Origin of the sequence: Quatrionicoccus australiensis (genome assembly GCF_020510425.1) — a bacterium.
Taxonomy (GTDB): Bacteria; Pseudomonadota; Gammaproteobacteria; order Burkholderiales; family Rhodocyclaceae; genus Azonexus; species Azonexus australiensis_A.
Genome location: NZ_JAHBAH010000001.1, coordinates 341,404 through 353,187, shown reverse-complemented (window position 1 = coordinate 353,187; position 11,784 = coordinate 341,404). Strand labels below are relative to the sequence as shown.

Genomic DNA, 11,784 nt, shown 5'->3' with positions numbered 1-11,784 from the left:
ACGCATGGACGAACTAATGCGCGTGTGTCAGGGCTTGAGTGCTACTCGCCCGCAGATCAATCTAGAGCAATTGCTTGCTCTGGAGTCACCTTTTGCCACATTCGAGGCTCATGTTGTAGCAGAGCAAGGGCGCGATTACTGGGTATATACGGTAAATGGCAAGACGCTAGAAGGCGATGCAATTGTCGTCCGTGCATCTTTGCCGAATCAGGCTGAGGCGATGGCTCAGGAAGGTTTATCAGACACGATTGAAGCTGCTCGGAGATATGACGCGAACACTGGCCTGCAATCTGAAGTTGAAGTGCGGGGCGTTGAATGAGCTATACCGAAGACGCGAACGATAGCGAACTTTCACCAGAGCAGAAGGCGCTTGCTAAGCGCTGGGGAAAGAAGCTTGAGAAGGCACTAAAACAACACAAGGATGATGGCGTAGAAAAGCGCCTGAAAGAGCTTCGTTCATACGTTCGCGGCGATGTTGGCGACGACGGAGAAGCTGGCCTAGTCAGAACGAACATCATTCACTCTAATTTCGCTGCAATTCTCCCGCAGATTTACGCGAAAAATCCTGAAATCGCAGTTACGCCGACTGAATCGGTTGGAAATGTCGTTCCTTGGGTTCCGGGTTTCTGCAAGACGATGCAATCTGTGCTGTCTCGCGTGTTCGTCAAAGACGCGAAGCTTAAAAAGCGTGCAAAGTCTGCCATTCGTTCGGCGATGACTACTTCAATCGGATGGGCCAAGGTTAGCTGGCAGAAGGATGTTCGCACCGACCCGCTGATTGAAAACAGACTGAGCGATACGCAGGACAATTTGCAGCGCATCCAGTACCTGATTGACGAAATCAAGGAAGATGACGATTCGCGCTGTGAGCTTGAGGCTAAAAAGGCAGAGCTTGAGCTGCAACTTCAATCGCTGAATCAGCAGGCAGAGGTTTCAACGGTTGAAGGAATCGTCATTGACCGCGTTTTGACTGAGGATATTTTTATCCTCGATGAAACCATCTACGACTTCGACCAGTACGACCAAGCGGAGGCCATTGCGCACCGCGTCTGGATGACCGAAGAACAGTACGAGCAGACTTTTGGTAAGGATGTTCCTAAATCATCGCTCAAGTACGGAAGCGACAAAAGAGAGTCGAAGGATAACGACGACGAACGCGCCTATTTGGTCGCTGTTTTCGAGGTTTGGGACCGTGTAAGCAATACGGTATATACGCTTTGCGCTGGTGCTGATGAATGGGCGCGTGATCCGTATGTTCCGGCGTCAATTGGCCGTCGATTCTTCCCGTTTTTTGCGCTTGCGTTCAATCCAGTAGATGGACGAGTTGAGCCGATTAGTGATGCAGAACTGTTGCGCGAGTTGCAAGACGAATACAACACGACTCGCACCAATTTTGCAGAGCATCGCAAGGAAAACTTGCCTGTTCGCTTTTACCGCAAGGGTGGCGACCTAACAGATAACGACATTAACGCTCTCGCCAATAGACGTTCTAATGAATGGGTTGGAATTGAAGGCGACCCGACGCAGCCGATTGAAAAAGACATCGGAATCCTGCAAAACCCGCAGATTGATCCAAATACATACGACGTTCAGCCTATTCTTCGCGATGCAGAGATGGTGCTTGGCGCTGGCGATGCAGCTAAGGGTGTAATCAACAAGGCAAAGACCGCCACAGAGGCAGAAATCATGTCTCAAGGCCTGCAATCTCGCGTTGCAGAGCGTCAAGATGTGGTCGAGGACTGGATTGCCGAGATGGCGCAGTATGCCGCAGAACTGTGCTTGCTTGAAATGACATTGCCGCAGGTGCAGCGCATTGCTGGCGCTGATGCTGTTTGGCCGCAATTGAGCAAAGAGCAGATTTTTGACCTTGTTCAAGTGGAAATTCGTGCTGGCTCCGCTGGCCGTCCGAACAAGGCAAAAGAGCGCGAACAGTGGGCGCAGATGTTTCCGCAGATTCAGCAATCCATCACGCAGATTATGGAGCTTCGCAAGAACGGCGAGAACGACATGGCAGAAACCATGATGAAGCTCATGGAAGAAACGCTTCGCCGGTTCGATGAGCGGATTGATATTGAATCGTTCATTCCGAAGAAGGAAGAAGGCGAGCAAGAGCCGCAGATTCCTCCTGAAATTCAGCAACAGATGCAGCAGGCGCAAGAAGCGATGCAGCAGCTTCAACAGGAAAACGAACAACTCAAGCAAGAGCAGCAATCCGGCATGGTTGATATGCAGACGGCTGAAACAAAGGCAAACATTGACGCACAGGCCAAGACGAATGCTGCGCTGATTGATGCCGATGTTAAGCGCGAACAGATCGCATCAAATGAGCGCGTCGAGCTTGCCAAGATTGAGGCTCAAAACCGCTTGAATGAGCAAAGCGCGGCACAGAACGCAGTCCTTTCTCAGCTTGCAGAGATGGTGCAAGCGATGCATCAGGCAATGTGTCAGATGGCGCAGCCTGCAACCAGTGTAGTGATTGAGCCATGAGCGACCCAAAGACAACCGTTGCGAGTTACGCAGCATCTGCCGGGGCCGTAGTGTTTGGCCTGACTGCTAACGAAATTGCTGCCTATGTTGGTATGGCATGCGCAGTCGCGACGTTTGTTGTCAATTGGTACTACAAGCGCCAGCACTTGAAGCTGATTGAATCTCGCGTGATTCCATTTCCTAGCATCCAATCGGAAGAGATTTAACGACTAGGAGCAAAACATGATTGAGACATTGATTGGAACTTTATTTGGCGGATTGTTTCGCATGGCACCTGAAATCCTTAAATGGATGGATAGGAAAGACGAGCGAAAACATGAGCTATCAATGTTTGACAAGCAACTTGACGCCGACAAATTAAAGGCTTCGTCTGCACAGCAATTGGCTGATATTGAAGCTAACAAAGGAATCGGAGTTGCTGAGATTCAGGCGCTAATTGAAGGAGCAAAGGCTCAATCAGTTCAAACGGGTATTAAATGGGTTGATGCGCTTAATTCGCTGGTTAGGCCGATTCTTACATTTTACTGGTGCATTGCGCTTTATACCGGCGCACTAATTGCCCAGTACATGGCGCTTATTAGCCAAGGACAAACAAACACTGCTGCAATCCTGTCTATTTTTGGACCGCAGGAAAAGGCGATTGTTGCAAGCATGATGTCTTATTGGTTCCTTGATCGCACGCTTCGCCGTAAATGATCTTAGAAAAGCTAAATGATCTGATTCGCAAGTTTGAGGGTTTGAGGCTCAAGCCTTACTTATGCCCTGCTGGTGTTCCGACGATTGGTTACGGACACACAGGGCCAGAAGTAAGCATAAAGATGAAGCCAATCACTGAACCAGTTGCAGAGGCAATGATGGTGCAGGACGCGGCAACATTTGCGACCGCTTCGGCAAACCTCTCGCCTGTCCTCTATTTTGACAGTGACAAGCACAGTGCCATTGCTGACTTCTGTTTCAACCTTGGAACCACTAGATACAAGGCAAGCACATTGCGCCGAAAGGTCAATGCTGGCGATTGGGAAGGCGCACAGGAAGAGCTGCAAAAGTGGGTATGGGGCGGAGGAAAGAAGCTGCCCGGACTGATTGCAAGACGCAAGGCAGAGGCTTTGCTACTCAAGTAAATATTTTCACCAACCCCAAGGACTACCATGGAAAACGACGTGATTGATTCGGTCGCCGTCACCGAAGAAGCAGTAGAAACTGACAAAGTTGAAGCCGCAGAAAGCAATGATCCGCAATCAATGCTTGAGGCGATTCAGAACGGTTTGAAGCAGGATGAACCGGAAGCCGCCGCCGCCGAACCGGAGCCTGAGCCAGAACCAGAACCGGAAGTTGCTCCGGAAGCCGAAGCAGAGGCTGCGCCGGAAAACGAGGACGATCCACCGGAAGGAATCAGCAAAAAGGCTCAAGAACGCTTCCGCAACATCGTTTCCAAGGTAAAGGAAAAGGAAGCCGAGCTAACCTCCGTCCGCTCTGATCTGGATGGTATCCGCACGCTGATGAAAGACACTGGCGGGACGCCGGAAGACTTCTCCCGTACCTTTGAATACATCCGAGCCGTCCGCTCTGGTGATTTCGACAATGCACGCTCGATCCTTGAGGATCAGATTCGCCAACTGTCTGTAGCAACTGGCAAGCCGTTTGGGCAGGTTGATCCTCTGTCGCAATTCCCTGACCTTCGCGAACGGGTGAATGCTTACCAGATGGACGAACCGACCGCGCTAGAGATTGCCCGCAGCCGTTCCAATGCTGACGCTCAACGCAAAGCCGAGCAGCAGTTTAGCGAACGCCAGAATCAGGAGCGTCAATCTGTTCAAGCACGGCAGAGCGCAATTGCTGAGATTGACCGACTCGGCGCAGAGTGGGCCAAGAGTGACCCGGATTACGCAGTCAAGGAAGGCATCATTACGCAACGTGCGCAAGAGATTGCGGCGCAGTTTCCTCCTAGCCAATGGGCCGCGCAAGTAAAGCTGATGTATTCGGCGATTTCTTCCATGCCAGTGCATAAGCCTGCTGCGCCTTCGCCGGCTCCGCTCCGTGCCTCCGGTCAGTCTGCCGGTGCTCGTCAGCCTACAAATATGCTTGAGGCGCTGCAAAGTGGCCTGGGTTACGGTAACTAAGTTCGCAACTCCGAAAGGAGAGTGATCCTGTGACGCCGTGAGGCGATTATTCCCGCAGATGGAGTTTCACAAAGAGCCTCACCTAGTTCGGGGCTTTTTCTATTTATCACCTTGGAACAGTCGAATTTATAAAGCCTGCATGACGTATCCGAAGTCGTCATCGGATGTTGTGTATGGCTGAATTTACCCGTCGACGCCAGCGGGAAAGAGTGTTTTCCCTTAATTTCCAAGGAGCTTGAAAATGGCATTTAGCGCCCAAGAGCTACAGGACGCTGGCAAGATCGCACTTGATTTCCACATGAAGAAATCTCCGATTGACCAGGTAGCCGTCGAACGTCCGTTCATGAAATCCCTGATGGGCAAGAAGAAGTCTTTCCCCGGCGGCAAGCAGTACATCGTCGAGCAGCTTCGTTATCGCTACCAGTCGAACTTCCAATGGTTCAACGGTGCGTCTGTTGTCTCGTACAACAAGCGCGTAACCGTCGAGCAAGCACAGTTCCCGTGGCGCTCTGCCCACGATGGCTTCTCGCTTGACGAAGATCGTCTTGCCCAAAACGGTATCGTCATCGACGACAACGGCAAGGGCGGCAACGCTTCTCAGGCCGAGCAAGTTCAACTTACCAACCTGCTGACCGAATCCACCGAAACGCTGCGCCTTGGTTTCGAGGAAAAGTTCTCGATGTATCTGCACCTTGACGGCACCAGTTCTACTGATGCCGTCGCCGGTCTGGATGCAATCGTTGCGCTTGACCCGACCTCTGGCACCGTTGGCGGCATTGATCGTTCTACGTCGACGTACTGGCGTAACAACGTATCCACCAGCCTTACCGCTCCGACGACTGCTTCACAAGCTGCAACTTTCCTTGCTGCAATGGAAACGATGTGGCGTGCTTGCGTGAAGAACGGCGGCCGTCCTGACCTGATCTTCGCTGGTGCATCGTTCATTGATGCTTACATCGCATCCCTGACGCTTTCCGGCCAGCAGATTCAATACGCTGGTGGAGAAGCTCGCAAGCTGGATGGCGGCGTTGGTGGCGTCTATTTCAAGGGCATTGAAATCCAATGGTGTCCGGAATTTGACGACAACTTCGGTGGCTTCGTTTCTCCTTCCACCGGCTGGACGAAGCGTTGCTACTTCATCAACTCCAAGCATCTTACCCTGCGTCCGATGGATGGTCAGGACATGGTGACTCGCAAGCCGCCGCGTGTTTATGACAAGTATGTGTACTACTGGGCTTTGACGTGGCGTGGTTCTTTGACCACCAACCGCGCTAATGCTCATGCAGTTCTGGCCTTGTCGTAAGGAGAGATGACATGAAAAACCAATCTCTCGGCACGCTTACCTCCGCAACCACTGGCACCGCCTACAAGCCGGAAGACAGCAATGTTGAATTTCAACGTGGCGGCAAGGTTCTGGCTGTTATTCAGCCGACCAATGGCGCTTTTGTTGGCACTGCGAAGATTCAAGGCACCAATGATCTGGACTCGGTTGCTGACGCTTCGGCAACCTGGACTGATCTGCTCACGTTCGTTGCCCCAGCTTCCAACTCTGGCAGCAAGTTGGCCCTTGTGACAGCTTATCGTCGCATGCGCCTGAATGTAACCGCCTTCACCAGCGGTTCGGTTGAAGGCCAGCTTCTGGCCTAAGTAGTTCGCCCCAGTCCTCACAATGGATTGGGGCATTTAATTTCAAGGAGTGTAAATGTTAGCTAAACACGTTCGCGTACTGGTTCGCCGGGATATGGCAGAAATCATTGGCGCTACTGTCTTTGCTCATGAAGTCGACATCCTCCGCGACGTTCATGGTGATTCCAATATCGAAGAACTCGAAGGCGAGTTTGAGCCGGTTGAAATTGACCCGGCAGAAGAGTTTGACCGACTTGTGAATGTTTATGGCCGCAACGACGAAGGTCAAATCTACGTCGAGCGTGTCATTGGCCGCGGCCCGAAGCAGCTTGAAGCGCTTGGCGTTAAAAAGGTTGGCCGTCCGGCAAAGGCTGAATAATGACCTATCGAACCTTGGGCGAACTTCGGTCTGATTTATCGCGCCGTCTTGGTTTTGGCGCTCAAGGTTCTTCAGGCATCAATTCAACGCTACTTGATAGCTTCCTGCTCAACGCTCAAGAGCAGTTGTTTGCTGACTATGAGTGGCGAAACCTAATAAAGTATGACGAGAAGCAGACAAACGTAGGTCAGACGCTTTACGACTGGGCAAATGATTGTGCACCTACGCACCTTCGTGACATAGCTGTTTATGATGGCTCTCGGTGGGTTCCCATGCAAGAAGGTATTTCATGGGATATGCGCTCATTTGATCAGCAGACGATTCCGAATCGTTACGAGCGTTACGCTCAGATGGAAATATGGCCTGCTCCTGACTCGCAATACACGATCCGTCGTTATTACGTTGCCAAGCCGGCGCGATTCACACAAGACAACGACCGCGCATCTATTGATGACGGCCTAATCTTCTTGCATGCGCTGACGAACGCAAAGCTGCACTACCGACAAGAAGATGGGCAGGCATACGCGAATCAGCTTAATTCAATGTTGAATAAGCTGAAGGCAAAGAATCGCGGCCAATCTGTGGTGTCTCGCCGTGGATCGTCTAGCGAAACTCCGCCGCGTCCTCGGCAAGTTTAATACCAATGGGCGCAATCACATTTAGCGATTTCTCAAGCGGCCTTGATCTTCGCAAGGGTGCATCTGTATCTGACGCAAACCGACTGCGCGACATGACGAACTGTTATGTCACTACGGGCAAGACGATCCGAAAGCGCCCCGGCCTGTCTCTGGTTACGACGCTCGAATCAGGTACAAAAGGGCTGCGCTCTGCTGGCGGAAAGCTAAACACGTTCTATGCAACGGGTTCAGTTACGCATGCAGACTCGCGCTTTGTTGCGAACAAGATAACGCACCCGACAAATGCAGCCGTAGAGGTCAAAAACATCCACTATGCCGATGTATTCAACGGCTACCTGTATGTGTCCGTCGAATACAACAACGGTGAAATCAAGCACCACTACATTGACAATCCGGCATCTCTTACGCCATGGGATTCTTACCTAGTTACGACACTTGGCGATGTAATCCGGCCAGTTACTAACAATGGACTGCGCTATGAGGTATCTGTTTCTGGTGTTGCGTCGAACGTTGAGCCAGCTTGGCCTACGACTATTGGCGCATCAATTGCAGAACTTGAGGCTTCGTATCCTTCGTGGTCTTCATTATCTGAAAAGACGCTTGGAGATGCGTTTAAGCCTTCTGCTAGTACTGGTTTTGTATATCAGTGCTCAATTGCTGGTTTCTCCGGGCCAGTTGAGCCTACGTGGCCTTCTGTGCTTGGCGATACTGTCTATGACTCTGGATATTCAGAATCTGGATTTTTGAAGTATGAGGATTTGGTGCTTGACGCAATCCGTCATCCAACAACTAGCAACACGTACCTGTACAAAGTAACCACTGCTGGACGCTGTGGAAATGTAGAGCCGACATGGCCCGTTATCGTTGGAAACACGGTAACAAGCGGAACGGTTGTATTTACTTGCGTTGCTTACTCAACTGTTTTTCCTCCGGAAAACGTCACGCTAGGATCAATCCGAAAGACTAGCTCAACAACCAATTACCTGTATGAAGTAACCACTGCTGGTGCGACTTCTGGTGTTGAGCCAACTTGGCCTACCACGGTAGGATCAACCGTAACAGAGTATGATTCTGTTGCTACCGCATGGGCGGCGACAACTGCGCTTACTCTTGGTGCTTTCCGTCGCCCGGTCATTGCAAACGGCCTGCTGTACGAAGTAACGACCGCAGGAACAACCGCAGGAACTCAGCCAACTTGGCCGACTACGCCAGGCGCAACCGTAACCAATGGAACGGTTGTTTTTACGTGCCGAACGCCTGCCGTCTATACGTGCCGAGCAAAGGCGCAATACACCTGCGTTGCCATCCCTGAATACACTTGCCGTGGTACAGAGATTTACGACGAAAATTGCCCGCATACGTCAGCAGTAATCAAGAAATCGTCAAAGATATTTGCTGTGGATGATGAAGTTGTCCGCTTCTGCAAAACATCGAATCCGCGCAATTGGACTGAATCCAGCGATGCTGGTTTCCTTGGTGTTGGCATTCAGCAATCAGGATCAACCAACCCAACCGCGCTAGGCGAATATTCCGGTAATCTCGTTGTGTTTTTCCGGGACTCTGCGCAGGTTTGGTCTGTTGATCCTGATCCTGCAAAAATGTCGTTTATCCAAGGCATTGACGCAGGCTGTCCATATCCGCATGGTGCGTCAAACATGGCAGGCGATGTGTTCTTTACCAGCTATGACGGAATTCGTTCTATCACGACGCAATCAACCACCGGGAACATGATTGACGTCGACGCAGGATCGCCGATTGATTCAATGATAAAGCAGTCTTTTGGTGTTAATGACGATATTCGTGCATTCTATTTCCGTGGTGGCGGTCAGTATTGGGCCATGAACGGAAATGTAGCGTTCGTTTATTCATTCTCCAGAACGTCTAAAATCTCGGCTTGGTCAAAGTATGTTTTTCCGTTCAACATCACAGACGTTACGGAGCTTGACGGAGACTTGTATTTCCGCGCAGGCAACACCGTTTATAAGCTGGATGAAAACGCGTATTCTGATGCTGGCGTTGATTTCGATGTAACTATCGAATTCCCATATCTTGACTTCAAGACGCCGGGTGTCATGAAGCAGATTCTCGGCATGGATTCTGTGATGATCGGCTCTGCTGACATGCAGATAAAGTTTGATTCTCGCAATCCGTCTGCAATCACTCCAGAGATTAGAATGACTGGAGATACAAGGCCGGGTGAAATGACAGCCGTAGAGGTTGTTTCTGTTGGTATTGCGCCAGTGATTAGGGCAACCAACGACCAGCCTTTCGAACTCCATGCGCTAACGTTCTATTATCAGAACCTTGCGTCTATTTCATGATCGTAAAAGCCTCTTTCCCGGACATTATCGAGGTCTGCATTAACTTGCGCGAAGATGATTTCTCCGAGGTAATGTCAACTCGATGGAACAATGACCCTTTTGAATTGGCTGCTGATCTTTATCGCTCTCCGGGCGGTAAATTTGCAGTTATCCATAACGATAACCCTGTTTGTATTCTTGGTGTAGCAACATCAACGCCGGGGGTAGGGCAGGGCTGGCTTGTTGGTACAAACGAAATCGGCTTAGCTGGCGTAGAAGTTGCCAAGGCTGCAAAGCGAATAATTGCAACGCTATTTGAAAATGATGTGCATCGCATTCAGTGCTATAGCGCATCGTTTCACACGCAGGCACATAAATGGCTTGAGTTAATCGGATTTCAGAAAGAATCCGTGATGAAGTCATTCGGGAAAGACGGCACAGACTTCTACTGCTACGCCATAACAAAGTAATTTATCACCTTCGCCGCGATTTAATACATTCGGCCCAATAGTTTAGGGCTGGAAAATCGTGGAAATCCGTACCGTTCCTTTTCACCTGATACATCAGAACTGGCCGAAAGTGGAAGCGTTTATCGCATCCGGCCTGATGTTCAGTGAGGATTACACGATAGATCAAGCACGCGCCCTGCTTGGTCAAGGATATTGGCATTTGGTTATTGCGGAAGACGGTGGAGAAATCAAAGGGGCTTGCTCTATTGAGTTCTCTGACCGGGCAAATGCAAGAGTTGCGGTTATTACGTCCATCGGTGGGCGAATGATCGTCAGCAAACAAACCAGATTCCAGCTTGAAGAACTGATGAAGCGATGCGGGGCAACAAAGATTGAATGCTCTGCAAGACCTTCTGCGGCGCGGCTCTATTCGATGGCCGGCATGCGCCAGAAGTGCATTGTAATGGAGTCTGAAATATGAGCGGTGGCGGCGGTGGTGGTGGAGATGGCGGGGCAAGTGATCGCGAAGCGGCTCGCCTGAAAAGAATTGACGAAGGCACGGCAGCGGTTAATGCCATCTTCGGCCAAGGAAATGACGAGGCAGCAGCAAAGCGTCAAGCGATGTACGACACGACGCGCAATGACACGCGGCAGTTCTACTCAGAACAGCTTGGCGAAGATTCGGCAAAAGCAAAGCGCGACATGGAATTCCAGAAGGCTCGCCAAGGAATTATCGGCTCTTCTCAGTCAAACGACCTAGATTCTGAATATCAGAAGCGCATGGATCGTGGGTTGATTGATGTTGCCAACCGCGCTGACTCTACAGCGACCCAGTTCAAGACATCCGACGAAACCGCACGACTTAACCTGATTGCAAAGGTTGTCGCTGGCCTCGATCAAGGAAGCGCTGCGCAGAACGCAATAAGCACCATGCAAACGAACTCCAACGCAGCTAAAGAGGCTTACCAGTCTCAGCGTATGGCTAACGTGTTCTCTGATCTGCTCGGCTCTTACAACAATGCGCAATACAACGCCGGAGCCAATACGGCGAAGCAGCAGTATGGGTCAGGAACCGGGAATTTCTACGCTAACAATTCCGCATACAGCGGCAATACATCGAGCAGCTAATCATGTGTGACGCAGTAAGCCCTATCTTCTACGCCGCAATGGCTGCTCTTGCCGCTGGTGGTAGCTACATGCAATCAGAAGCTGCAAATGATGCGGCAGACCGTCAAGCTGCTGCGCTGAATTCTGCCATGGAGCAGCAAGACAATTGGGCGAAGAAGGCCGAAGCAAAGGCCATGGAAAACGCTCAAGAATACGACATGACGGATCGTACTGATCGGCTCAACGCAGCGAGAGAGCAGGCGGGTAATTCGCTTGTTGATTCGCTGGTTAAGTCGCGTGAGCAGCTTGGAGCCGGAGAGCAAGCAACTGGAAAACTGTCCGATGCATTCATCACCGACCAACAGGGAAAGATGGCTAACCAGTTCCAGCGTTCGGTTGATATGGCTCGGCTGATGGGCAAGATGCGAGGCGTTCAGGACATGCTTGGTCAAGAGGGCATCAAGAATGCCGACTATGCAAACCAGCTTGGGATTATTGGCCGAAATGCCAAAGGCGCACTTGATGCAGCGCAGCCAGGAATCATCGCAGCCGGAAAGATTGACTCAGGCAAAGCCGCTCTCGGATCGTTTATGTCTTCTGTTGGCTCTAGTGGGCTTGGCTCTGGATTTGGTGGTTCGCTTGGTAGCGCTGCATCCAACACTAATTTAATGAGGTAAT

At 50.9% G+C, this 11,784-nt stretch carries 15 protein-coding genes; all 15 read left to right on the top strand.

The window, feature by feature from the left end; all coding sequences use genetic code 11:
- Positions 1-4 precede the first annotated feature (4 nt).
- The 15 genes from KIG99_RS01795 (at position 5) to KIG99_RS01725 (ending at position 11,783) form a co-directional block, all read left to right on the top strand.
- Entirely contained in the window at positions 5-319 is a 315-nt protein-coding gene (locus tag KIG99_RS01795) for a hypothetical protein (RefSeq protein WP_226458516.1), read from the top strand.
- The gene (locus KIG99_RS01790) at positions 316-2,487 is read left to right on the top strand and encodes a hypothetical protein (RefSeq protein WP_226458515.1); all 2,172 of its coding nucleotides are present in this window, start codon (positions 316-318) and stop codon (positions 2,485-2,487) included. The genes KIG99_RS01795 and KIG99_RS01790 overlap by 4 nt, the downstream gene beginning before the upstream one ends.
- Entirely contained in the window at positions 2,484-2,693 is a 210-nt protein-coding gene (locus KIG99_RS20835; protein ID WP_226458514.1) for an HP1 family phage holin, read from the top strand. Before KIG99_RS01790 ends, KIG99_RS20835 begins: the two co-directional genes overlap by 4 nt.
- A gap of 16 nt (positions 2,694-2,709) precedes the next feature.
- Entirely contained in the window at positions 2,710-3,183 is a 474-nt protein-coding gene (locus KIG99_RS01780) for a hypothetical protein (RefSeq protein WP_226458513.1), read from the top strand.
- Positions 3,180-3,608 (top strand): lysozyme, encoded by a 429-nt coding sequence (locus KIG99_RS01775; RefSeq protein WP_226458512.1) that lies wholly within the window; start codon positions 3,180-3,182, stop codon positions 3,606-3,608. Before KIG99_RS01780 ends, KIG99_RS01775 begins: the two co-directional genes overlap by 4 nt.
- 27 nt (positions 3,609-3,635) lie before the next feature.
- On the top strand, positions 3,636-4,607 hold the full coding sequence (locus tag KIG99_RS01770) for a hypothetical protein (RefSeq protein ID WP_226458511.1): 972 nt from the start codon (positions 3,636-3,638) through the stop codon (positions 4,605-4,607).
- Between the two features lie 241 nt (positions 4,608-4,848).
- Positions 4,849-5,910, top strand: a complete 1,062-nt coding sequence (locus tag KIG99_RS01765; protein ID WP_226458510.1) for a phage major capsid protein — start codon at positions 4,849-4,851, stop codon at positions 5,908-5,910.
- 11 nt (positions 5,911-5,921) lie between these two features.
- Positions 5,922-6,254: a hypothetical protein gene (locus KIG99_RS01760; protein ID WP_226458509.1), complete on the top strand. Its 333-nt coding sequence runs from the start codon at positions 5,922-5,924 to the stop codon at positions 6,252-6,254.
- Positions 6,255-6,309: 55 nt separating this feature from the next.
- Positions 6,310-6,612: a hypothetical protein gene (locus tag KIG99_RS01755; RefSeq protein ID WP_226458508.1), complete on the top strand. Its 303-nt coding sequence runs from the start codon at positions 6,310-6,312 to the stop codon at positions 6,610-6,612.
- Positions 6,612-7,250 (top strand): phage adaptor protein, encoded by a 639-nt coding sequence (locus KIG99_RS01750; RefSeq protein ID WP_226458507.1) that lies wholly within the window; start codon positions 6,612-6,614, stop codon positions 7,248-7,250. The genes KIG99_RS01755 and KIG99_RS01750 overlap by 1 nt, the downstream gene beginning before the upstream one ends.
- Before the next feature lie 5 nt (positions 7,251-7,255).
- Positions 7,256-9,571 (top strand): hypothetical protein, encoded by a 2,316-nt coding sequence (locus tag KIG99_RS01745; RefSeq protein ID WP_226458506.1) that lies wholly within the window; start codon positions 7,256-7,258, stop codon positions 9,569-9,571.
- On the top strand, positions 9,568-10,020 hold the full coding sequence (locus KIG99_RS01740) for a hypothetical protein (RefSeq protein ID WP_226458505.1): 453 nt from the start codon (positions 9,568-9,570) through the stop codon (positions 10,018-10,020). Before KIG99_RS01745 ends, KIG99_RS01740 begins: the two co-directional genes overlap by 4 nt.
- A gap of 58 nt (positions 10,021-10,078) precedes the next feature.
- A complete protein-coding gene (locus tag KIG99_RS01735) occupies positions 10,079-10,480 on the top strand; it encodes a hypothetical protein (RefSeq protein ID WP_226458504.1) in 402 nt (133 codons plus the stop codon).
- Positions 10,477-11,127 carry a hypothetical protein gene (locus KIG99_RS01730; RefSeq protein WP_226458503.1) on the top strand — a complete coding sequence of 217 codons (651 nt, stop codon included), beginning with the start codon at positions 10,477-10,479 and terminating at the stop codon, positions 11,125-11,127. The genes KIG99_RS01735 and KIG99_RS01730 overlap by 4 nt, the downstream gene beginning before the upstream one ends.
- Positions 11,128-11,129: 2 nt before the next feature.
- Entirely contained in the window at positions 11,130-11,783 is a 654-nt protein-coding gene (locus KIG99_RS01725; protein ID WP_226458502.1) for a hypothetical protein, read from the top strand.
- Position 11,784 lies beyond the last annotated feature (1 nt).

Coding starts and splice junctions, on each gene's coding strand:
- KIG99_RS20835 (WP_226458514.1), top strand. CDS start 2,484: ATGAGCGACCCAAAGACAACCGTTGCGAGTTACGCAGCATCTGCCGGG.
- KIG99_RS01750 (WP_226458507.1), top strand. CDS start 6,612: ATGACCTATCGAACCTTGGGCGAACTTCGGTCTGATTTATCGCGCCGT.
- KIG99_RS01755 (WP_226458508.1), top strand. CDS start 6,310: ATGTTAGCTAAACACGTTCGCGTACTGGTTCGCCGGGATATGGCAGAA.
- KIG99_RS01775 (WP_226458512.1), top strand. CDS start 3,180: ATGATCTTAGAAAAGCTAAATGATCTGATTCGCAAGTTTGAGGGTTTG.
- KIG99_RS01780 (WP_226458513.1), top strand. CDS start 2,710: ATGATTGAGACATTGATTGGAACTTTATTTGGCGGATTGTTTCGCATG.
- KIG99_RS01795 (WP_226458516.1), top strand. CDS start 5: ATGGACGAACTAATGCGCGTGTGTCAGGGCTTGAGTGCTACTCGCCCG.
- KIG99_RS01770 (WP_226458511.1), top strand. CDS start 3,636: ATGGAAAACGACGTGATTGATTCGGTCGCCGTCACCGAAGAAGCAGTA.
- KIG99_RS01790 (WP_226458515.1), top strand. CDS start 316: ATGAGCTATACCGAAGACGCGAACGATAGCGAACTTTCACCAGAGCAG.
- KIG99_RS01725 (WP_226458502.1), top strand. CDS start 11,130: ATGTGTGACGCAGTAAGCCCTATCTTCTACGCCGCAATGGCTGCTCTT.
- KIG99_RS01745 (WP_226458506.1), top strand. CDS start 7,256: ATGGGCGCAATCACATTTAGCGATTTCTCAAGCGGCCTTGATCTTCGC.
- KIG99_RS01760 (WP_226458509.1), top strand. CDS start 5,922: ATGAAAAACCAATCTCTCGGCACGCTTACCTCCGCAACCACTGGCACC.
- KIG99_RS01740 (WP_226458505.1), top strand. CDS start 9,568: ATGATCGTAAAAGCCTCTTTCCCGGACATTATCGAGGTCTGCATTAAC.
- KIG99_RS01765 (WP_226458510.1), top strand. CDS start 4,849: ATGGCATTTAGCGCCCAAGAGCTACAGGACGCTGGCAAGATCGCACTT.
- KIG99_RS01730 (WP_226458503.1), top strand. CDS start 10,477: ATGAGCGGTGGCGGCGGTGGTGGTGGAGATGGCGGGGCAAGTGATCGC.